Origin of the sequence: Nonomuraea sp. ZG12 (genome assembly GCF_052068115.1) — a bacterium.
Classification (GTDB): domain Bacteria; phylum Actinomycetota; class Actinomycetes; order Streptosporangiales; family Streptosporangiaceae; genus Nonomuraea.
Genome location: NZ_JBQHCW010000010.1, coordinates 61,875 through 82,646, shown reverse-complemented (window position 1 = coordinate 82,646; position 20,772 = coordinate 61,875). Strand labels below are relative to the sequence as shown.

The window sequence follows — 20,772 nt, the reverse complement described above, 5'->3', positions numbered from 1 at the left end:
CGGCAGAGAAGGCGCATCGCTGAAGATCAATCGCTCTTCACAGGACATAACCGATAACGGGGGCACGTAGTCGTCAGCCGGGCGGCCAGTTTCGCAAGGCGGCGTCGACCACCTGCTGGAGTTCGTCGCGGCCGGTGCCGCCGGCTGCTTGGACGGCGATGCCGTTCGCCATGGTCATGACGTAGCGGGCGAGCAGCCCCGGATCGGCATCCGGGGGCAGATCGCCTTCGTCGACGGCTTGCTGGAACCGGTCGCGGAGGCGTGAACGGCCCTCGTCGCGCCAGGCGACGAGGGTGTCGCGGGCGACTCGTCCTGGTTCGCCGGCGGCCAGCGAGCCCTGGACGCCCAAGCATCCGGCGGGACAGCCGGGCCGAGTGGACGCCCTCACCGAGCCGGTGAGGAAGGCCGTGGCCACTCCCCGGGCGGTCGGCTCCTCCAGCGCACGTGCCGCGTACGCGGCCGGACCTTCGGTGTAGCGCTCCAGGGCCTTGCGGAACAGTTGCTCCTTGTTGCCGAAGGCCGCGTACATGCTCGTGCGGGTGATGCCCATGGCGCTGGTCAGGTCAGTCAGGCTGGCGCCCTCGTAGCCCTGCTCCCAGAACACCAGCACTGCCCGCTCGAGGGCCTCATCGGCGTCGAACCCCCGCGGCCGACCTATCGGCGCCCTCCGAGTGATTTCCACATCCGCATCATACCCCTTCTGTACCGAACGGCACGGAAGTGCTACGGTCTCGTTCAGTACCGATCGGTCTGGAAATATGTGGAGGTTACAGATGCGAAGGCTAGAAGGTAAGACCGCCGTCGTCACCGGCGGCGGCACGCGGGGCATCGGCCGAGCCGCCGCCGCACGGCTGGCGGCCGAGGGGGCTCACGTGTTCATCACCGGCAGGCGCAAGGCCGAGCTGGACGAGGCCGTCGAGACCATCGGTTCGGCGGCCACCGCGATACCGGGCGACATCACGGACCCGGCCGACCTGGACCGGCTGTACGACGCGGTCCGCAATCGTGGCCAGGGCCTCGACGTGCTGTTCGCCAACGCGGCCACCGCCTCGTTCGCGACGCTTGAGCAGATCACCGAGGACGACTACGACCGTATCTTCGGAGTCAACGTCAAGGGCACGCTCGCCACTGTGCAGAAGGCGCTGCCACTGCTCAACGACGGCGCCTCAGTGATCCTGAACGCCTCCACCGCCGCCGAGAACGGCACACCGGCCTTCGGCGCGTACGCGGCGTCCAAGGCCGCCGTCCGGTCATTCGCACGGACCTGGGCCAACGAGCTCAAGGGCCGGGGCATCCGCGTCAACGCGATCTCGCCGGGGCCGATCGACACCTCAGGAATCACCGAACTCGTCGGCGAGCAGAACGCGGCCGCCTTCAAGGCGAACCTGGGCGCCGACGTCGCGATAGGCCGGATGGGACGCCCGGAGGAGGTCGCCGCCGCCGTGGCCTTCCTCGCCTCCGCGGACAGCAGCTACATCATCGGCACCAACCTGTACATCGACGGAGGCGAGAACCAGATCTGAGCCCGCTACCCGGCGACGCCCCGCCGGCCATCGTCGCCACCGACCACGCCGGACTCCGTTCCACATCTCTCTGAGCCCCTCGTCCCGAGTCGATAGTGGGGGATGAACGCCGGCGCGCGCCTATACCGGTCGCCGGCCAGCTGACAATTCACTCTCAGATCGAGCGCGGGTCACGAGGGTACGTCCGCTCTCGCTCGCCTGGTTCTCGGCGTCGATCCTGATCCGCTCGGCCATGTCGGCGAACTGGTCGAGGGCGGGGTTGACGCCGACGAGGGTGAACTCGCGGGTGACCACGTCGAGTTCGAGTTCCCAGACGTCCGCGAGGATGCGGCGCATCCATGCGGTGGCGTGGTCCCATCCCTCTTTGGGCGTGCCCGGGGAGTAATTGCCGCCCTGCACGGTGACCAGGACCGCCGGCTTGCCCGAAGTCACGGACCGGATGTCCGTGGCCATGCGCGGGTCGGTGGCGACGAGGTCGACGTAGGTCTTGAAGTGCTGGGACACGCCGAAGTTGTACAGCGGGACGGCGAAGAGGTAGGCGTCAGCGCCGGCGAGCTCGTCGACCAGCGTACTGGCCAGGTCGAGCGCGGCCCGCTGGGAGGGCGTGCGCCGGTCCTCGGGGGTGGCCGAGGCGGTGACGGCGCCGGCCCACGCGTTGCTGGGGAGGGGGGCGAGGCCGAGGTGCCTGCGGGTCACGGGGGATTCGGGCACGGCGTCGCGCCAGTGTCGTTCGATGATGTCGGCGAGAGCGCGGCTGATGGAGCCCTCGCTGCGGATGCTGGAATCGAGGCGGAACAGGGACATGGTTCTCCTTGAGGCGGTGTGATGGTGCGGCGAACGTCCGGGCAGCACGTGCCCGGCCGGAAACGTCAGCGCCGCGTGTCGTCAGAGGTCGGTGTATGTGCGCCCGCCGCAGGGGCGATGGCGAAGTTGTCGCGGAACAGGCCGGTCGGGTCCCACCGGCGTTTGAGGTCCCGGAGCCGTCGTAGATGCGCGGGCGGGAAGGCGCGTGCCAGGGCGTCCGGGCCGGTGTCGGTCTCGAAGCTGAGGTACGTGCCCTCGAACAGCGGGAGGAGACGGCGCCAGCGCTCCTCGTACTCAGGCGAACCGCCCCCGAGGGCCGCGATCAGAAAGTTGGCGTCGCGCCAGGCGTACGCCGTGGCTTCCACGGAGGTGTGAGCGGCGGCACCCCCGGCGGAGCGGATCGTGAGGATGAACCTGCTCTTCGTCGCCAGCAGGTCGGCGATCGCTTCAGTGGTCTCGCCGGTGAGGTGCCGCACGAGCCCGGCGTGCGAGACAGGCTCACCGCGGCCGTGCTGCAGCTCATCTTCCGGGGCAAGGGTGAGCAGCGCGCTGTACGGCGTGAGCTGGATCGACTGGTCGGCGAGCGGGGCCAGGTCCCCGAGCGGGGTGAGGCGCTCGACGATCGTGTCCGGGTCGTCGGAGTCGACCACGACGAGCGCCTGAACGGCGGCGGGACCTCCGGGACGGGTGGGGCCGATCATGAGGGTGCCGGTGACGCTGGGGTGGGCGTTCTCGATCGCTGCACCCCAGCCGTGCAGGAACGCCGCGACGTCGTCGGGGACGAACGTCAGCATCGCGAAGCCGACCCGCTCGCTGACGGGGTGGGCGTCGATCTCGAAGGACACTGCGACGCCGAAGTTCGCGCCGGCGCCGCGCATGGCCCAGAACAGGTCGGGGTTCTCGTCGTCGCTTGCGTGGACGAGGTCGCCGGAGGCCGTGACGACGTCGACCGAGCGGATGTGGTCGATGGTCAGGCCGTGTTGCCGGACGAACCAGCCGATGCCGCCCGTGGTCGCCAGCCCGCCCACGCCGACGCCACCGTGATCGCCGGCGGTGATCGCGAGGCCGTGCGGGGCGAGCCGGCGGGCGACGTCTCCCCAGCGGGCGCCGGGACCGATCCGGACGCGGTGGCCGTCCAGGACCGTGACGTCGTCGAGCGCGCCGAGAGCGATCACGATACCGCCGTCGTTGAGCGAGCGTCCGGACAGACCGTGCCCGCCGCTGAGCAGGCCCAGCGGTACGTCGCGATGCCGGGCGGCGTACCGGACGGCGTCCCGCACCTCGGTGGGGGTCTGCGGACGCAACACCAGGCCGGGGTCGGCACCCCGGAAGTAACCAGCGGTGTAGCGGGCGTGTCCGCGGTCGCCCGGGGTCAGCGCCCGGGCCGCCAGGGCCTCGGGCACCGGGTCGCCACCGAACGCGACGACCCGCCGGGAGACGGCCGCGTGCCCTGAGCGGGCCTCGGCGACGCGCTCGCGGATCTCGGCGGCGGTGCTCTGGGCGAAGCGACGCAGTTCCGCCGGGTCGTCGCTGGCCACGACGAACACGCTCACCCCGTCCTCGACGGCGATCCGAGCGAGGTCTCCGGCCGTATCGCGGGGAGTCACGTTCAGCAGGCGCGTGATGTCCCGCGGATCGCGACCCGCCCGGGTCGCTTCCTGGTCGATGATGCGGTTCCCGCGCGCCAGGTCGCCGGGCTTGAGCCAGGGCAGGCTGGGCAGCCACCCGTCGGCCTTCCTGCCGATGATGCGCTGCATCCGCGGCTTGTACGCGCCCAGCCAGACGGGGATCTCGTGCGCCGGGGATGGCCCGCGCTCCACATCACCGACCTGGTAGAACCGGCCGTCCAAGCGCAGCGGGCCGGGGTCGCCACCGGCCCAGATCCCGCGGATGACGTCAAGCGCCTCGTCGAGCGCGCTCACCGACTCGCCCGCGGTCCGCCGGGGGCCACCCATCGCCGCGATGGCGTCCCAGAATCCTCCCGTCCCGAGTCCGAGCACGGCCCGGCCGCCGCTGAGCAGGTCCAGGCTCGCCACGGACCGGGCGAGCAGGGCGGGCGGACGCATCGGCAGGTTCAGCACGTTGCCGGAGACGTGGATCCGGGAGGTGCGGGCGGCCACCCAGGTCAGCAGGGTCCAGGTGTCCAGGAACCCTGCCTGGTACGGGTGGTCCTGGAACGTGACCACGTCCAGGCCCACGTCCTCGCTCAGCACGGCCAGGTCGACCACCTGCTGCGGCCTGGCGTTGATAGGTGTGATGAAGCTGCCGAACCGCAGCTCGTGACCATAATCGGGCATGGCTCCATGCTGTCGGCTCCTCACCAGGGACCACAAACAAGCAGTAACTGACTTACGAAAAGTAAGTTGCGTTCAGGCTGTCGTGACGTCTCCTCACCCCGCGCTGAAGCCCCTGTCGTGCACGGCGAGTGACTGGCTTCTCAGCAGTAATGGACTTATGTTTAGTAAGTGCCGTCTCCAAGACCTACCCGACCGCAGACGCAGTGGGACCACAGCGACGAGGCTGAGTGCCGCCGCGCCAGCCGTGCCCTGGAGGTCGTCGGCCAGCGCTGGGCACCCGGCATCTTGCTCGCCCTGGCCCGCGGCGCCGAGCGGTTCACCGACATCGCCGCATCGGTTGCCGGCATCTCCGCACGCATGCTCACCCTCCGACTGAAGCAACTCGAGAGCGCCGGGCTGGTCGAACGTACGGTCGTACCCACGACGCCCGTATCCGTGCGCTATCACCTCACGCCGCGAGGGACCGATCTCCTGGCCGCGCTCCAACCCATCGCCGGTTACGTCCGGCGGTGGAACGACGACCCCGGCGCGTCCGCTTCGAGTGCGTGATCGTGCTGCCACGTCTCGGGGGGACCGCGCGGCGCGAGCCGGCTCATGATCACACCCAGCTGGCTGGAGCGTCCTCATTCACTGGGCCGGGGATGCTCTTGACGGGCTGGTCCTGCTCTCGATCTACCGGTCAGGGTGCGCGTACCGAAACCGGGGAGTGAGATCTCCAGCGACGTCCAGACGTCTGCTACTTCGCCGGTGATCGTGCAGTTGGACAGCGCAACACCGTTCTCCTCAGCGAGGGCCGTCGCATGAGCACAGGCTGACTTCGGGTCGATGATGGCGAGTTTGGCCGCCGCCAGGGCACTCAGGTCGGCGGCATCGTTCAATCGGTGACGGGCGACGCGTACGGAACCCACCATGGCGAGAGCCGTGGCCACGGCCATGAGGAGGCCCATGAGGGCGACGGCCCACAGGGTGGCCGATCCTCTGTCACTACGTCTGGCAGACATTTGACTCCCTTGGTGGGCTCTGATCCGGTAGGTAACGAAGGGTCGATCCAGTTAGCGGCAAGGTGCCGATCCGACTCGCAGGTGTGGCACCCGGATCCGGGCTACGAACACCGACACAAGAACAAAAGCCGACCTGGCCGTAGAGAACGTGTCAGCCCGACGTCGGCGATCCGCCGACCCGGCATGGAACGAAGTACCGACGCGACGTAGGGGCGAAGTGCTGACCCGAACTGGAAGCAAAGCGTCGGCTCGACGCGGAAGAAAGTTGTCGGTCCTGGCCACTGAGCTCCAGGCGACCGGCGAACACTAGTCCGGCACCGACGAGATGCTGAACCGCCAACGACAGCGGCGGGCCGTCATTTTGTCTGTGGTGCCAGGTCGGCGTCTTGATTGTGTGTCGGACCGGCAGATGCCTGACGATCCGACTGACAAGGTGCCTGCTCGGTTCCCAGGCCAAGGCGCGCAACGCCCCCAGGTGAAGGCGGTGTTGATGACGTGCCCGGAGTGCTGACGGCGGCCTGCGGCACCGTTCGGGCTCGGGCTCATCTCCGAACTCGGCTCAAGGCTCAGGCTTAGGACTCGGGTTTACGGAAGTGCGAGTGCGGGGGGTTGGTGTGGGGTGCGGGGTGGACGGCACTTTGTCGATTTTGAACGGACTTGCATTGGCTAGGAGTGCTCTGGGATGGCACTGGTCGGGACGGATGGCCGCTGAGTCAGGACTCCGTGGCGGCGGTTGCGGATGCGGTGACTTGGACTGCGGGGAGTGTCGGGCCCCAAGGGGGTCGTACTTCGACGGAGATGTGGATTCTTGTCTGTTCTGGGGTGCGGCTTACGTTGACCTGGGTTTTCTGGCCGGTGGCTGCTCGGACGAGGGCGCGGACCTCGTCCAAGGACTCTCCTCTGGCGGCCGCTCGTGCTGCGACTCGCGCCGCGTCGACACACTCCAGTTGGACCGCTACGGACTGGATGGCCCAGAGCGCCGCTGCCAGGACCACCATGAGCGCGGGCAGCATCGCGGCGGTCTCGGCCGTCACTGAGCCTCGGGATGTCGATCGTCGCGTTGTCTTTGAAAGTGGCGTCGGGTGGGCGGTCATCCGTTGATCTTGAGTGCGCGGTCAATGAGTGACGAGAGCATCTCGTTGACCTCTGGGCTGTTGACGATTTTGAAGAGCAGCGCGGCGAATGCGCAGGCCGCGATCGTACCCACCGCGTATTCCGCCGTGGACATGCCGCGGTCCTGGTGGGCACCCGTGAAACGGGCTCGTCTGTCGAGCCACCAGTGCTGGCAGCGGGCACCCAGGCGCTGGCTTCGGGCCCTCAAGCCGCTCCTCCTGGAGGACCGCGCGTTGTCCGCCGTGACACTGGGCTCATCCGAGTTGATGGCTTTGTTCGGGCCGATGGCGCTGTCAGGCATGGGTTTCTCCCGGTGCTAGTTGCCGATCATGAGGAGGTGACCGGCGTGTGGATTCCTAGGCTCGCCGAAGCAGGCCTTGCGCCAACGAGCCGAGCGTCGTTCTGTGGAAAACGTTGGCTTATCCACAATCGAAGAGTTGGCCTGGGCCTTTACAGCCATTCGGCGCCGGTTTGGGGCTGTTTCAAGGCGCTCGCCGGGCTCTGACGGGTGTGTCCCCGGTGGGGGCTGTGTGAGGCGGCCCTCACGAGCGGCGGCCCTCACGAGCGGTGTGCTGCGCGGCGCAAGGCAAACCCTGAGAAACGCCTCTTGCGCATCGGTGCTGGCCCTTGAAGCACAGATACTCCCTCGCAGCACCGATGCCGGCCCTTCAACGCCCGATGACCGCAGCCGAAGTTGGGACGGACTTCGATGCGGGCAGGGTGAGAGGCAAGGCCTCCGCGGTGCCGAACGGGCAGGACCGGGTAACCCGGCTGCTCTGCCCTCAGCGTCGCCGGACGGGCCGGGCGTCCGGATTGCCCGGCTCTTCGAGGCAGTCAGAGAGCTGGGCGACTGCTCACGGCAGGATGATCGCGGAGGCGAGCCCGGCGACCACGGGGATGATGCCCAGCAGGACGAAGGCCGGTAGGAAGCACAGGCCCAGTGGGGCCACCGCTTTGACGCCCACGCTGCGTGCCGCCGCCACCGAGGCGGCTCGGGTGGCGTCGTGGGCGTCGTCCGCCAGGCGGGCCAGTACGTCCGCGACGGGTGCGCCGCTTTGGGCGGCTCGGCTCATCGCTCGGGAAAGAGGGGCCATGGCGGGATCGCGGGCGAGGAAGGCCCAGGTGGGTTCGGGGTCGGCGCCGAGGCGTAGTTGGGCGCTGACCCAGCTCAGGCGGTCGCCCAACGGGCCTCCTATCGCCGTCGCGGATGCTTGGGTGGCGGCGGTGACCGGCTGGCCGGCGAGGAGGCAGGCGGCCATGAGGTCGGCGGCGAAGGGGAGGTCGGCGGCGATCCGGCGGCGATCTCGTTGGAGCTCCGGAGATTCTCTCTTGTGGAGGGTGGCGGCCGACACGGGGGTGAGGAGCAGGGCCGCGACTACGCCCACGACGCCGCCGATGAGCAGGCCGACGACGAGGCCCGTGCAGGCGGCGGGGATGAGTGTGCGGGCGGTCAGCCGACGTGCTGGAGGCTCGTCCAGCCAGGTGGGCAAGGGCTGTTCCGCGGAGCCGGGGTGGATTGTCCTGGACTGACCCTCCTCCGTGCTTGGCCGGACGAGCGAAGACGCCTCGCCGGAGTGCGGCCCGGCGCCGCGAGGCCCGGCTTCACGAGGCCCCGTTCCGCGGAGCCGGGATCCGCCAGAACCGGCACTGCCGGACGAGCGGCTGAGGGGTGCCTGTGGAGGGCGTCGGCTCGTCCCGTAGGACCTGGGACGCAGCCTCGCCAGGCGTTGCGACGGCGTGGCGGCAGGCGTCCACAGCCAGGCCGCCAGAGCCGCGCAGATCGTGGAAATGAGCTCCGGTATCACTTGCTCGTCCGATTCGGGCCGGTCAGGATTCTGTGGCGTGTGCGGCCATCCGGTGGGTCCACCACAGGCCGCAGGCGTCGAGGGCGATCCCGCTGGTCAGGCAGAGCAGACCAGGGACGCCGCCGAGCAGGAAGTCGAGCGGTCGCATGCCGAGACCCGCGCCCATGAGGAGGCCCAGAGCCGGCAGCGCGGCCAGCATTCTGGCCGTGGCACGCGGGCCCGCCAGCTGCGCGGCGACGTCCTGGCGGTGGGCCTGGGCGGTCCGTAGTGCGGCGCCGACCCGTTCGACCACGGCGGCGAGCCCGGCGCCCGCGCTCACGCCCACGTCCCAGCAGGCGGCCAGGCGGATCAGCCCCTCGCCGCCTTGGGCCGGGGCCGCGGACACCAGAGCGCGGGACACGTCGCCGCCGTCTCTCGCCGCCGCCAGAACCGGGCGCAGCGCCTCAGGGTCGGGAAGGTCCACCGCCGAGACGGCCCTGGTCAACGCCTCCCCCGGGGTGCGACCGGCGGACAGTTCGGCGGACAGCGCCTGGCACAGCTCTGTCGACGCCCGGCGCCACGCCTCCGCACGGCGGGCGGGGCTGGGACGTCTGAGCAGCTCATGTGGCCGGCGCCGGCGGACATCGTGCTCTCGGGCGATCAGCCTGTGGAGCCGGAGGGCCGCGATCTCCGGCCCTGTCCACAGCCACACGGCCAGGGCTGTGGAAAAGGCGGCGACCAGGAGCCCGGTCATGATCCGGGGCTCGCCGTCATGGCTGCGTAGCCGGGGCCCGGGCAGGGGCGGCCGTCGGGGTCGAAGGTGACGGCGGGGACGGCCTCGACCAGGCCCGCCGACGATCTGGACAGCAGGCAGATCTCCGAGACGCGGCGTCGGCCGTCGGGGCGGGTGCGGGTCAGATGGATGACCACGTCCAGTGCCGCGGCGAGCTGGCTGTGCACGGCCTGCCTGGTCAGGCCCGCCGCGCAGCCCAGCGCCTCCAGGCGGGCGGGCACGTCGGCCGCGGTGTTGGCGTGCAGGGTGCCGCAGCCGCCCTCGTGGCCGGTGTTGAGGGCGGCCAGCAGGTCCACCACTTCCGAGCCGCGCACCTCTCCTACGACGAGGCGGTCCGGGCGCATCCTCAGCGCCTGTCTCACCAGGTCGCGCAGGCTCACGCCGCCCGCGCCCTCAAGGTTGGCCGGCCGGGACTCCAGGCGGACCACGTGTGGGTGGAGGGGGCGCAGCTCGGCGGAGTCCTCGACCAGCAGAAGCCGCTCGCCCGGGTCCGCCAGCGACAGCAGGGCCGACAGGAGGGTGGTCTTTCCCGTGCCCGTGCCGCCTGTCACCAGGAAGGCTCGCCTGCCCGACACCAGGGTGGTGAGCATCGGGACCACCGGCGGCGTGATCGTGCCCGCCGCCACCAGATCGCCGAGCGTGAACGTACGTCTCGGTGGCAGGCGGAGGGAGACGCAGGTGCCGCCGGAGGCGATGGGCGGCAGGACGGCGTGCAGGCGGACGCCTCCGGTCAGGCGGGCGTCGACGTACGGGGAGGCGTCGTCCAGTCGTCTGCCCGCGGCGGCTGCCAGGCGCTGGGCGAGCCTGCGGACCGCGCCGTCGTCGGTGAAGGTGACCGAGGTGAGGCGCAAGCCCTGCCCGTCGTCGACCCACACCTCGCGGGGACCGTTGACGAGCACGTCGGTGACGTCGGGCTCGGCGAGGAGGGGCTCCAGTGGGCCCGCGCCGATGAGGTCGGCGCACAGGGCACGGGCGACGGCGAGGATCTCGGCGTCGCCGTAGACCGATCGCTCCGCCCGGAGGGCCACGGCCACCTGGGCGGCGGTGGGCTCGACTCCCGCGCGGGCGAGCCGTACGCGCACGGCTTCGACCAGCTGTGCGGGCACGTGCGCGCTCATGCGGGCTCGGACGGCAGCAGGTCGCGGAGGAGGGCGGCGCAGAAGCCGCCCAGCACGGTGCGGGGGCCGAGTTTCGGCAGGTCGCCGCGGTTGAGGGTGGCCGTCAGGCGAGGTTGGTCGGCCAACTGCCCGGCTGCCGGGATGCCGAGGGAGGCGGCCGCCACGTCGTGGTCGAGGATGCCGGGGCGGAAGACCGCGCGGATGTCGGCCGTGTGCCGGCCGGCCTGCTCCAGGACCTGGGCGGCGGCCAGGACTCCGCGCACGTCGGCGGTGGCCACCAGGAGGGTGCGGCTCGCCCGGCCGAGCGCCTCGATCGCGGACGGGTCGAGATGGCGCGGGAGGTCGACGACCACCAGGTCGAAGCCGCGGCGGCCCGCCTCCAGGACCGACCGCATGGCCTGCGCGGGGATGGCCTCGGTCGCGCCTCGGTGGAACGAGAGCACCGCCAGGTCGCCGAAGGACGGCAGCGCGGCCTGGAGTGCGGCGGAGCTGATGCGGCCCTGTCTGGCCACGAGGTCCGCCCACCTGGCGCCCGGAGTCTCCTCCTGGCCGAGCAGCGCGTCGAGGCCGCCGCCCAGCGGATCGGCGTCCACGAGAAGAGTGCGCAGGTGGTCGCCGGAGGCGCGCAGGGCGAGGCAGGCGGACAGCACGCTGGCTCCCGCGCCGCCCCGGCCGCCGATCGCGCACAGGACGGCGCCCGCACGCGGGTGAGGCTCCATCGCGTCGGCGAACTCGTCCACGAGGCGGCGCTCCTCCTCGGGCAGCGACACCACCGCCTGGGCGCCCGCGGTGACGCATCTTCGCCACGTGTCCGGATGATCGGGATCGCGGGTCACCAGAAAAACCCGGTCGCGGGCGGGCGGCGCGGCGGCGGCCAAGGCGTCGGCCAGGTCGGCGCCGACTACCACCAGGGGCGCGAGGCTCCAGAAGGGGCGGGCGTGGGCCGGGACGTGGGCGACGTCGAGCTGCGCTCCGGCCGCGGCGGCGATGCGGACGAGGTCGTCGAGCAGGTCTCGATCCTCGGTGATGACCAGTGGGCGGTGCATGCGGGCCTCCCTGTCGTTCGGGGAGGTCAACCATGCGCGAACCCAGGGCCGCCGCGAGGAGGCGAACGGGATTCTGTGGACAGAGGGCTCTCTGGCCGCACAGGCTGTGGAAAAGCCCGGGAAAAAGGGGCGACCCCCGCCGGGGGGGAGAGCGGGGGTCGCCTGACCGGTCCGGCTCTGGGGGGGTAGAGCCGGTCCCGTTTCAGAAGAAAGCTTTCATCACTTGACCACGGCACAGCAAGGGAGTGGAAACCAATCCCCATGCACACTCGCTGCAGTTTCGGGTGATACCCCCGTATGCTGCCCGATCGACTCGACTTTCGTCGAGGAGCAAACTCGCGTTTTCGCCAAGTTTTTTGCCAATGAGATAACGATCACATAAAGATGATCACTGTCAGTGACCGTCACGGCTTGATGACCGCCACGCGCGAGCACCCCCCGGCCATGCACGCTGCGTAGCCGCCATGGCCGGGTAAAGGTCTTGGTCCCAGGGGTTCCCATCAGGGCGGATCCGTCGTACAAAGGTGTCACGGACCAGTTGTCCGGGTGCATCCACCGGGCACCCACGCGCGACCAGCCGCGGGAGGCGCGTCGAGACGGGCTTGACCCGATCCGACGAATAGAGGTGCACGCTTGGTAACCCGGTGTGATGCACCGGCAGACGGCGTCTCATGACTGAGACGCCGTCAGCTATGCCACCAGCCGCGGTCAGCCCCTCTGCATCGCTTCGCAGATCGCCGCCGTCTCGCGTACACCGAGCGTGACCGCCGAGGCACACTGTTGTATCCATTGCGCCACCCCCTCGGGCGTACCTGTCAGGTAGGCGCGCAAGCCCTCGGCGTACGGCTGATCGAGATGCCCGACCTCCACGGCGACCAGCGATTTGGGATCCAGGCCGTACTCCACCAGGGTGAGCCGCTCGGCGGCTCGCGCGACGACGCCGTCGGCCGTGCCGAACGGCCGCAGCACCGCCAGCTCGGCGTGCACGACGGCGGCCAGCACGAGCGCCGGCGCCTTCGTCGGGGCGGACAGCAGGGTGAAAAGGCTTTCCAGACGAGCTGACGCCTCTTCGACGGTCGGCGCCGGGCCCAGGCCCAGAGGATCCGGGGCATCCGGGACGGCTCGGGGGCGGCCCAGGTCCGGCTCGTCCGCCAGGCCCGCCGCGGCCACGGTGTGTAGCCGGGCGAGCACCTGCCTGGGTGCCCGCCGCCAGGTGGATCCCAGCCGGCCCAGCTCGGCGGACGCGCGCAGGGCGCCCTGTACGACCGGATCGTGCGCTTCGTCCCTGCGCAGGGACTCAAGAGGTACGTCCACGCCCTCGATCGCCGCGGAGGCACGGGCGCCACGCAGGGAGGACTCCGTGGACACCGCCGGGCTGGCACGGCGCAGGACACGGTGGCGGTAGAGCCGGTCCACGGCCTCGCGGGCGGCGTCGACCGCCTCGCCGACACCGGGGAGCTGCGCGATCGCGGCCAAAGGGTCAGTCACAGGACCCGACCCTACCCGCGAGCCCGCCCGGACCCGCTGGCAGGCGACGCCGACGCTGACGCGACCTGGCAAGAAGCAATCCCCGTAAACCCGTACGGGGACCCAAAAAGCACGAAAAAGGCTGCTTCATTGCTTCGTTCCATAATTAATGGATCCCGAGATGACAACGTTTTAATAGCTTTTGTCATGCGTCCTGACTGACAAGGCGGCCGCTCCAGTCAACGGTACAGACCTGTCTAGACCTCTTGTGGTGGAGGGCCCTGACCTGGTGAAGTGGGAGACGACCTATCCCATCTGGCCGTAGAAGGAGCACGAGGTGGCCCCGGAGACCCCCGGCAACGAACCCCAGGCGCTGTCCAACCTGCTGCACGAGAACCGCAGGTTCGCGCCACCGGCCGACCTGGCGGCGGCCGCCAACGTGACCGCGGACGCCTACACCGAGGCGTCCGCCGACAATCTCGGCTTCTGGGACCGTGCCGCCGAGCGGCTGACCTGGACGAAGCGGTGGGACACCACCCTGGAGTGGAACCCCCCGTTCGCCAAGTGGTTCGTCGGCGGAGAGCTGAACGTCGCCTACAACTGCGTCGACCGTCACGTCGAGGCCGGTCACGGCGACAAGGTCGCTTACCACTGGGAGGGTGAGCCGGAGGGCGACAGCCGCACCCTCACCTACAGCGACCTGCAGGCGGAGGTCTCCAAGGCGGCCAACGCCCTGCAGGAGCTGGGTGTGGGCAAGGGCGACCGGGTGGCGGTCTACCTGCCGATGATCCCTGAGCTGCCGATCACGATGCTGGCCTGCGCGCGCATCGGCGCGATCCACTCGGTGGTGTTCGGCGGATTCTCCGCGAACGCCTTGAAGAGCCGCATCCACGACGCCGACGCCAAGCTCGTCGTCACCGCCGACGGCGGCTACCGCCGTGGTGCCCCGTCGGCGCTCAAGCCGACGGTGGACGAGGCCGTCGCGGAGTGCCCGCAGGTGGAGAACGTCCTGGTCGTGCGCCGTACCGGCCAGGAGGTCGCCGTCAACGAGCGCGACGTGTGGTGGCACGACGTGGTCGACCGGCAGAGCGACCAGCACACCCCCGTGTCCAACGACGCCGAGGACCCGCTCTACATCCTCTACACCAGCGGCACGACCGGTAACCCGAAGGGCATCCTGCACACCACCGGCGGCTACCTGACGCAGACCGCCTGGACGCACGACGCGGTCTTCGACCTCAAGCCGGACAAGGACATCTACTGGTGCACGGCCGACATCGGCTGGGTGACCGGGCACTCCTACATCGTGTACGGCCCGCTGGCCAACGGCGCGACGAGCGTGATCTACGAGGGCACGCCGGACACCCCGCACCGGGGCAGGTTCTGGGAGATCGTCCAGAAGTACAAGGTGACGCTCCTCTACACCGCTCCGACGGCGATCCGGACGTTCATGAAGTGGGGCGACGACATCCCCGCCAAGTTCGACATGTCCAGCCTGCGCGTTCTGGGGTCGGTCGGCGAGCCGATCAACCCGGAGGCCTACGTCTGGTACCGCGAGCACATCGGCGGTGACCGCTGCCCGGTCGTGGACACCTGGTGGCAGACCGAGACGGGCGCGATCATGATCAGCCCGCTGCCGGGCGTCACGGCGACCAAGCCCGGCGCCGCCATGCGGCCGCTGCCCGGCATCAGCGCGGACGTGGTCGACGACCAGGGCAACAGCGTGCCGGACGGCGGCGGCGGCTTCCTGGTGATCCGCGAGCCGTGGCCGGCCATGCTCCGCACCATCTGGGGCGACGACCAGCGCTACATCGACACCTACTGGAGCAGGTTCGAGGGGATGTACTTCCCCGGCGACGGCGCCAAGAAGGACGAGGACGGCGACCTGTGGCTGCTCGGCCGCGTGGACGACGTCATGCTGGTCTCCGGCCACAACATCTCCACCACCGAGGTGGAGAGCGCGCTGGTCAGCCACCCGAAGGTGGCGGAGGCCGCCGTGGTGGGCGCCACCGACCCGGTCACCGGCCAGGCCATCGTGGCGTTCGTGATCCTGCGCGGCAGCGCCGAGGAGGGCGCGGACATAGCCGGGGAGCTGCGGGCCCACGTGTCCAAGACGCTCGGCCCGATCGCCAAGCCGCGCCAGATCCTGGTGGTCCCTGAGCTGCCCAAGACCCGCTCCGGCAAGATCATGCGCCGTCTCCTGCGCGACGTGGCGGAGAACCGCAGCATCGGCGACGTCACCACGCTGGCCGACAGCACGGTGATGAACCTGATCTCGGAGAAGCTCCCCTCGGCCAAGACCGAGGAGTAAGCCCACAAAGTCCGGCAATCGGCCGTACATCTCGAAATTTCGGGATGTACGGCCGCGCCTGTTACCGGCCCGGCCCGTGGATAGGCTCCTTACATGCTCGGGGTACAGGCTCGGGGCACACGCTCGGGGTGACGCCGGGCGCGTCAGCCCTCGGCGCTATGTTCTTTGATCGGGTAGTTCTGTGAGTGGTGATTGCGGGGCTCGTGGTGGGCAGGTTCCTGGGGTGTTCGGCCGGCCGGCTGTGCGGCTCGGACCGGCGAGGCCGTCGCGAGGGCTCCGCCGCCGGGACATACGACAGCGCCGATTTACGTACGAGGTACGAAAGCGCTGAATGATGATTGACACGGCCACCAGGCCTCGATAGGAGACGTTCATGCCGCAGACTCCCGAGGAAGAATCCCTGGGCTCGCTGGTCGCTCAGGCGAGCAGTCACATCTCCGACCTCGTCCGCTCGGAGATCGAGCTCGCCAAGGCCGAGCTCAGGTTCGACGCCAAGCGGGTCGGCACGGCGGGTGGCCTGTTCGCCGGCGCCGCCTTCATCGCGCACCTGTGCCTGATCCTGGCCTCGTTCACGATCGCGTTCTTGCTGGCAGAGTGGCTGCCCCTGTGGGCGTCTTTTCTCATCGTGACGGTGTTCTACCTGATCGTCGCGGGGCTGCTGGTCTTCATCGGGATGCGCCGGCTCAAGGGCCTGGCCGGGATGAAGCGGACCACCAGATCGCTCAAGGGCCTGAAGGACATCGCCACACCGGAGGAGCAGCCTCTCCCGGTGGCCGGGCCGGTGAGCCGTGATGGCACCTGACGAGGGGGTCGTCCGGATCGAGGGGCCGTGGACACACCGTGCCGTGCACGCCGGCGGCACCCGCTTCCACGTCGTGGAGGCCGGTGACGGCCCGCTGGTGCTGCTCCTGCACGGTTTCCCGCAGTTCTGGTGGACCTGGCGGCGGCAGCTGAGGTCCCTGTCTGCGGCGGGGTTCCGGGCGGTCGCGGTGGACCTGCGCGGCTACGGCGGCAGCGACAAGCCACCGCGCGGCTACGACCTGCCCACGCTGGCCGCCGACGCGACCGGGCTGATCCGGGCGCTCGGCGAGACGGGGGCGATCGTGGTCGGCCACGACTGGGGCGGCCTGCTCGGCTGGACGATGGCGGTGCTGGAGCCCAAGTCCGTATACCGGCTGGTCACCGTGTCCGCGCCGCATCCGCTGCGGCTGCGCAGCTCGGTGTTCGGCGACCCGGTCGGGCAGCTCAGGGCGAGCGGGCGCCGGCTCGGTTTCCAGCTTCCGCTGCTGCCTGAGCGCCGGCTGACCCGCGACAACGCCGCGCTGGTCGGCAAGCTGCTCGACGGCTGGTCACGGCCCGGCTGGCCGGATCAGGAGACCGCCGGCACCTATCGTGAGGCCTTCCAGATCCCGGCCGTGGCGCACTGCGCGCTGGAGTATCACCGGTGGTTCGGCCGCTCCCAGTTCCGCCCCGACGGGCTGCGTTACGCCAAGGCCATGCGCACCGAGATCGAGGCACCCACCCTGCAACTGCACGGAGCTCAGGACCGGTGCATCCTGCCGCGCACCGCGCAGGGATCGAGCCGCTACGTCGCGGCTCCGTACCGGTGGAGGCTGCTCGAAGGGGCGGGCCACTACCCTCATGAGGAGGCACCTGAGGTGTTCGACAACGAGCTGCTCGGCTGGCTGGCGGACCCGGAGCCCGACCGATGAGAGACCGTGATCCCGAGGGACGGCCGCGTAACTCCCGGCCGCGAGACGCCTATGGCCGGCCGCTTCCGCACGGCTCGCCGGGCCTGCCGAGGGTGCCCGACGACTACGCGCCGAGCAGCGAGCAGGCGCTGGCCGACGGCCGCCGGTTCCTGAGCGAGGGCCTGCCGTTCAACGCGCACGAGGTGTTCGAGGGGCGCTGGAAGTGCGCTCCGGAGGAGGAGCGCGAGCTGTGGCAGGGGCTCGCGCAGATCTGCGTGGGCTTGACGCACCTGCAGCGGGGCAACGGGCGCGGCGCGCTGACCCTCTTCGGCCGGGGAGCCGCCCGCGTGCAGGGCTACGGCGAGCCGTACGACGCGGTGGGCAGGGCGGCCTCCGGGCTGAGCCACGACAGCGACCCGGCGCAGGCCATCAGGCTGGTCCTGAAGGCCCTGCCGGGCTGACCGGCGGGGGTCAGTCGCAGCCCTGCGTGTCGGCGGCCGTGGTGTCGATACGGCCCCGGTCGGCGTCGGGCTTGACCTCGGCGGCCGTCAGCGCGTAACCGGTCTCCTCCTGGCTGATCGCCGCCGCGAAGATCACGCCGAACACCCGGCCGTCGACGGTGAGCAGCGGGCCGCCCGAGTTGCCCGGCAGCACCCTGCCGCGGACCGCGTACACCGAGCGGGTGACGTTGGAGCTGCGGTAGATGTCGGGGCCCTCGGCGTCGAGGCGGCCACGGATGCGGGCCGGCTCGGCGGTGAAGCCCTTGCCCTTGGGGAACCCGGCGATGATCGCGTTGTCGCCCTTCTCGGCGCTGCCGTCGAAGGCCAGGGTCGGCAGGTTGAGCCCCGGGACGTACAGGACGGCGATGTCACGACGGGGGTTGTAGCGCACGACCTTGGCCGCGTGGCGCTGGTTCTCCGAGTCGATGACCTGCAGGTCGCGCGTCACGCCCGCGACGACGTGCGCGTTGGTCATGATGCGGTCCCTGGCGTAGACGAAGCCGGTGCCCTCGATGTGCTTGTTGCAGCTCTCGGCGTTGCCCTGCACCTTGACGATGGCCCGTTGCGCACGGCCCAGCTTGGCGCCCTGCAGGACGCTCTGCGCGGGCGGCGGCACGTCCACGATGTGGCCGGCGCCGATCGCGTCGAAGACCGGCGGGAACTCCGAGCGGTCGATGAACTTCTTGAACGGCTGCTGCCAGTTGCGCGCCGCCTGCGGGATGGCGTCGTCGACCGTGGTGAGCAGCAGCGACCCCTTGACCTGGTCCACCAGCGGGGAGAACGACGTCGAGACGACCAGCGAACCGATCAGCCAGGCGATCACCAGCACCGACAGCGCGCTGGCGAACGTGCCGCCGACCGCGTCGGCGACCTTGGCGGGCTCCCAGGTGACGTGGCTGCGCACCACGGCCCCGATGGTGGAGGAGGCGAACTGACCGATCGTCGCGGACAGGAAGACGATCACGATCGCGAGCAGTGCCTGCGGAGTGTCGCCGTCGACGATGGCCCTGGAGATCGGTGGCGCGATGAAGACACCGAGCACCGCCCCGCCGACGAACCCTACGAAACTCATGACGCCGATGATGAAGCCCTGCCGGTAACCCGAGACGCCGAAGGCGATCACGAGGCCGATCAATATGAGGTCAAGCAGATCACCGCGCACTCTTCAAAGCTAACCAGGGATCTGGTCAAGTGTGCACGTCTTCCGCCAGGGTGCGTTACCGCGCTGGCTACCGTGATCAGTATGCCGCCGGCCCCGAGAACAGTTCGCGAGCTCATCGAGGCCGCTCTCGACGACCCCGATCCCGACGGACCGGTGCGCTGGCAGGTCATCTCCGTGCTGCGGGAGCGGGGCGATCTCGAGTGCTTCATCGAGGCGCGGCGGCTGTGCGCCGCCGACAGCGTCGCGGAGCGGCTGCTGGGCGTCGACATCCTCGGCATGCTCCCCGCGTACGTGGACCGCACGCTGCCCGTCCTGCGCTATCTGGCGGCCGGTGAGGACGACGCCATGGTGCTCTACTCGGTGCTGATCGCCTTCGGCCACCTGGCGGACCCGCGCTCGCTGCCCTCGGTGATCGACCTGGCCGGCCACTCCGACTCCAGGGTGAGGTACGGCGCGGCCTACGCGTTGCAGCACGTGCTGGGCAACCCGCCCGACCGGGCCGGGCTGGACATGTTGCGCAGGCTGACCGGCGACAGCGACGCCGACGTGGCCGGCTGGGCCTCGCTCGGCGTCGCGCTAGCCACGGGCCGCGAGGTCTAGCACGTCGGGCGGGATCTCCTCCACCCGGTCGCGGTCCCAGGGCCGCTCCAGCCCGCCCTCGCGCAGCACCGCGTCGAGCACCATCGCGGTGAACCCCCACACCAGCATGCCCCGCACCCGGAACGCCGGCCCGGCGAACCCGCTGGGGTGCCGCAGCACGATCCGGTTGTCCCGGTCGACCAGCTCGGCGACGGGCACCCGCTCGACGGACTCGACCTCGGTGGGCGAGGCCGCGTGCACCGCCGACGGGGTGTGCCACCAGCCGACCACCGGGGTGACGCGGTTGTCGCTGTGGCCGACGTAGAGCTCGGGCATCGTGCACAGCACGCGCACCCCGCCGGGTTCGAGACCGGTCTCCTCCTCGGCTTCGCGCAGCGCCGCCGCGACCGGCCCGTCGTCCTCCGGGTCCACGCCGCCGCCGGGGAAGGCCGGCTGGCCCGCGTGCCTGCGCCCGTGCGCGCTGCGCTGGATGAGCAGCACGTCGGGGCCGAGCGGCCCCTCGCCGAACAGCAGCAGCACCGCCGCGGCCCGCCCACCGCGCGCGGGCGGCCGCAGCATGGCGGGGACACGGGTCCGGGCGGCCTGCGCGGCCAGTCGGGTGAGCCAGTCGGGCACGTCAGTCACGCAACCTCCAACACAGCAGGGCCTTGAGGACTTCCCGGGATCAGGAAAGGTGGCGGGCGTACCAGGCCCTGAGGGTTTCCCCGGATCAGGAGAAGGGGCCGGGTCGTACCAGTTTGCGGGCCTCTTCGACGCTCGTGGGGCCGGTGCCGTACGAGGGACAGAGCGCCGCGAGCGGGCAGACGCCGCAGGCGGGTCGGCGCGCGATGCAGATGCGGCGGCCGTGCCAGATCACCCGGTGCGAGAAGACGGTCCACTCGTTCTTGGGGATGAGCTCGCCGACGATCTGCTCGATCTTGACCGGATCGGTCTCGTCGGTCCAGCCGAAGCGCCTGACCAGCCGCTGGAAGTGCGTGTCGACGGTGAGGCCGGGCACGCCGAACGGCTCGCCGGTCTCCGGGTCGTAGGCGTTGCCCAGCACGACGTTGGCCGTCTTACGGCCCACTCCCGGCAGGGTGATCAGCTCGTCGAGCGTCCTGGGCACCTTGCCGCCGAAGCGGTCGCGCAGGCCGGCCGACAGCCCGAGGAGTGACCTGGCCTTGGCCCGGAAGAAGCCGGTCGGCCTGATGATGGCCTCCAGTTCCTCGGGGTCGGCGACGGCCATGTCGTCGGGGGTGGGGTAGCGGGCGAACAGGGCCGGGGTGGTCAGGTTGACCCGCACGTCGGTGGTCTGCGCCGACAGCACCGTGGCGACCAGGAGCTGGAAGGGGTCGCCGAAGTCGAGCTCGCAGTGGGCGTCCGGGTAGGTCTCCGCGAGGATCCGGTTCATCCGCCGGGCCCGCCGCACCAGTCCCAGCCGGGTCTCCGGCTTACGCCTGCGCGCACCCGCCACGTTCGTCGCCATGCCGCAAGGGTAAAACCCCGAGCTCCTGCTCGCGCCCCTGACGGCTGGGGAGAGGGGCCGAAGAAAGGGTACGAGTAAGCATGTCACCGGTTTTGTT

At 70.3% G+C, this 20,772-nt stretch carries 21 protein-coding genes; 7 read left to right on the top strand and 14 right to left on the bottom strand.

Features of this window, described 5'->3' with window-relative positions:
* Positions 1-73: 73 nt before the first annotated feature.
* Positions 74-682: a TetR/AcrR family transcriptional regulator gene (locus tag ACTMTF_RS26370; protein WP_441113078.1), complete on the bottom strand. Its 609-nt coding sequence runs from the start codon at positions 680-682 to the stop codon at positions 74-76.
* A 91-nt stretch (positions 683-773) separates the two neighbouring features.
* On the opposite strand from ACTMTF_RS26370, the gene ACTMTF_RS26365 reads away from it, so the two are divergent.
* Entirely contained in the window at positions 774-1,523 is a 750-nt protein-coding gene (locus ACTMTF_RS26365; protein WP_441113077.1) for an SDR family NAD(P)-dependent oxidoreductase, read from the top strand.
* 120 nt (positions 1,524-1,643) lie between these two features.
* Here ACTMTF_RS26365 and ACTMTF_RS26360 read toward each other — a convergent pair whose 3' ends face one another.
* Both ACTMTF_RS26360 and ACTMTF_RS26355 read right to left on the bottom strand, forming a co-directional pair.
* A complete protein-coding gene (locus ACTMTF_RS26360; RefSeq protein WP_441113076.1) occupies positions 1,644-2,327 on the bottom strand; it encodes an FMN-dependent NADH-azoreductase in 684 nt (227 codons plus the stop codon).
* Between the two features lie 65 nt (positions 2,328-2,392).
* The gene (locus ACTMTF_RS26355) at positions 2,393-4,624 is read right to left on the bottom strand and encodes an LLM class flavin-dependent oxidoreductase (RefSeq protein ID WP_441113075.1); all 2,232 of its coding nucleotides are present in this window, start codon (positions 4,622-4,624) and stop codon (positions 2,393-2,395) included.
* Between the two features lie 168 nt (positions 4,625-4,792).
* Here ACTMTF_RS26355 and ACTMTF_RS26350 point away from each other — a divergent pair, with 168 nt between their 5' ends.
* The gene (locus ACTMTF_RS26350) at positions 4,793-5,173 is read left to right on the top strand and encodes a winged helix-turn-helix transcriptional regulator (protein ID WP_441113074.1); all 381 of its coding nucleotides are present in this window, start codon (positions 4,793-4,795) and stop codon (positions 5,171-5,173) included.
* A gap of 74 nt (positions 5,174-5,247) precedes the next feature.
* Here the strand turns inward: ACTMTF_RS26350 and ACTMTF_RS26345 are convergent, their stop codons facing one another.
* The 8 genes from ACTMTF_RS26345 to ACTMTF_RS26310 form a co-directional block, all read right to left on the bottom strand.
* Positions 5,248-5,625 (bottom strand): Rv3654c family TadE-like protein, encoded by a 378-nt coding sequence (locus tag ACTMTF_RS26345; protein ID WP_441113073.1) that lies wholly within the window; start codon positions 5,623-5,625, stop codon positions 5,248-5,250.
* A gap of 713 nt (positions 5,626-6,338) precedes the next feature.
* Positions 6,339-6,623: a TadE family type IV pilus minor pilin gene (locus tag ACTMTF_RS26340; protein WP_441113242.1), complete on the bottom strand. Its 285-nt coding sequence runs from the start codon at positions 6,621-6,623 to the stop codon at positions 6,339-6,341.
* A 92-nt stretch (positions 6,624-6,715) separates the two neighbouring features.
* Positions 6,716-7,039, bottom strand: coding sequence for a DUF4244 domain-containing protein (locus tag ACTMTF_RS26335; protein ID WP_441113072.1), 324 nt, complete (start codon positions 7,037-7,039; stop codon positions 6,716-6,718).
* A 553-nt stretch (positions 7,040-7,592) separates the two neighbouring features.
* A complete protein-coding gene (locus ACTMTF_RS26330; protein ID WP_441113071.1) occupies positions 7,593-8,228 on the bottom strand; it encodes a type II secretion system F family protein in 636 nt (211 codons plus the stop codon).
* A 337-nt stretch (positions 8,229-8,565) separates the two neighbouring features.
* On the bottom strand, positions 8,566-9,276 hold the full coding sequence (locus ACTMTF_RS26325; protein WP_441113070.1) for a type II secretion system F family protein: 711 nt from the start codon (positions 9,274-9,276) through the stop codon (positions 8,566-8,568).
* Positions 9,273-10,433 (bottom strand): TadA family conjugal transfer-associated ATPase, encoded by a 1,161-nt coding sequence (locus ACTMTF_RS26320; RefSeq protein ID WP_441113069.1) that lies wholly within the window; start codon positions 10,431-10,433, stop codon positions 9,273-9,275. Before ACTMTF_RS26320 ends, ACTMTF_RS26325 begins: the two co-directional genes overlap by 4 nt.
* Positions 10,430-11,479: a septum site-determining protein Ssd gene (gene ssd, locus ACTMTF_RS26315; RefSeq protein WP_441113068.1), complete on the bottom strand. Its 1,050-nt coding sequence runs from the start codon at positions 11,477-11,479 to the stop codon at positions 10,430-10,432. Before ssd ends, ACTMTF_RS26320 begins: the two co-directional genes overlap by 4 nt.
* A gap of 708 nt (positions 11,480-12,187) precedes the next feature.
* Positions 12,188-12,967: an oxidoreductase gene (locus ACTMTF_RS26310; RefSeq protein WP_441113067.1), complete on the bottom strand. Its 780-nt coding sequence runs from the start codon at positions 12,965-12,967 to the stop codon at positions 12,188-12,190.
* A gap of 316 nt (positions 12,968-13,283) precedes the next feature.
* Here ACTMTF_RS26310 and acs point away from each other — a divergent pair, with 316 nt between their 5' ends.
* The 4 genes from acs to ACTMTF_RS26290 all read left to right on the top strand — a co-directional run bounded on the left by acs (position 13,284) and on the right by ACTMTF_RS26290 (position 17,409).
* Positions 13,284-15,257, top strand: a complete 1,974-nt coding sequence (acs, locus tag ACTMTF_RS26305; RefSeq protein ID WP_441113066.1) for an acetate--CoA ligase — start codon at positions 13,284-13,286, stop codon at positions 15,255-15,257.
* A gap of 373 nt (positions 15,258-15,630) precedes the next feature.
* A complete protein-coding gene (locus ACTMTF_RS26300; protein WP_397005895.1) occupies positions 15,631-16,059 on the top strand; it encodes a phage holin family protein in 429 nt (142 codons plus the stop codon).
* Entirely contained in the window at positions 16,049-16,969 is a 921-nt protein-coding gene (locus ACTMTF_RS26295) for an alpha/beta fold hydrolase (RefSeq protein ID WP_397005897.1), read from the top strand. Before ACTMTF_RS26300 ends, ACTMTF_RS26295 begins: the two co-directional genes overlap by 11 nt.
* Complete coding sequence (locus ACTMTF_RS26290) at positions 16,966-17,409, top strand: DUF309 domain-containing protein (RefSeq protein WP_397005899.1); 444 nt, start codon at positions 16,966-16,968, stop codon at positions 17,407-17,409. The genes ACTMTF_RS26295 and ACTMTF_RS26290 overlap by 4 nt, the downstream gene beginning before the upstream one ends.
* Before the next feature lie 10 nt (positions 17,410-17,419).
* On the opposite strand, the gene ACTMTF_RS26285 is transcribed toward ACTMTF_RS26290, so the two are convergent.
* Positions 17,420-18,610: a MarP family serine protease gene (locus ACTMTF_RS26285; RefSeq protein WP_441113065.1), complete on the bottom strand. Its 1,191-nt coding sequence runs from the start codon at positions 18,608-18,610 to the stop codon at positions 17,420-17,422.
* 81 nt (positions 18,611-18,691) lie between these two features.
* Between ACTMTF_RS26285 and ACTMTF_RS26280 the strand changes: the two genes are divergently transcribed.
* Positions 18,692-19,210 (top strand): HEAT repeat domain-containing protein, encoded by a 519-nt coding sequence (locus tag ACTMTF_RS26280; protein WP_441113064.1) that lies wholly within the window; start codon positions 18,692-18,694, stop codon positions 19,208-19,210.
* On the opposite strand, the gene ACTMTF_RS26275 is transcribed toward ACTMTF_RS26280, so the two are convergent.
* The gene (locus ACTMTF_RS26275; RefSeq protein WP_441113063.1) at positions 19,187-19,834 is read right to left on the bottom strand and encodes an NUDIX hydrolase; all 648 of its coding nucleotides are present in this window, start codon (positions 19,832-19,834) and stop codon (positions 19,187-19,189) included. The two genes, ACTMTF_RS26280 and ACTMTF_RS26275, sit on opposite strands and share 24 nt — an antisense overlap.
* An 85-nt stretch (positions 19,835-19,919) precedes the next feature.
* Positions 19,920-20,675, bottom strand: a complete 756-nt coding sequence (nth, locus tag ACTMTF_RS26270; protein WP_397005907.1) for an endonuclease III — start codon at positions 20,673-20,675, stop codon at positions 19,920-19,922.
* Between the last annotated feature and the right edge of the window lie 97 nt (positions 20,676-20,772).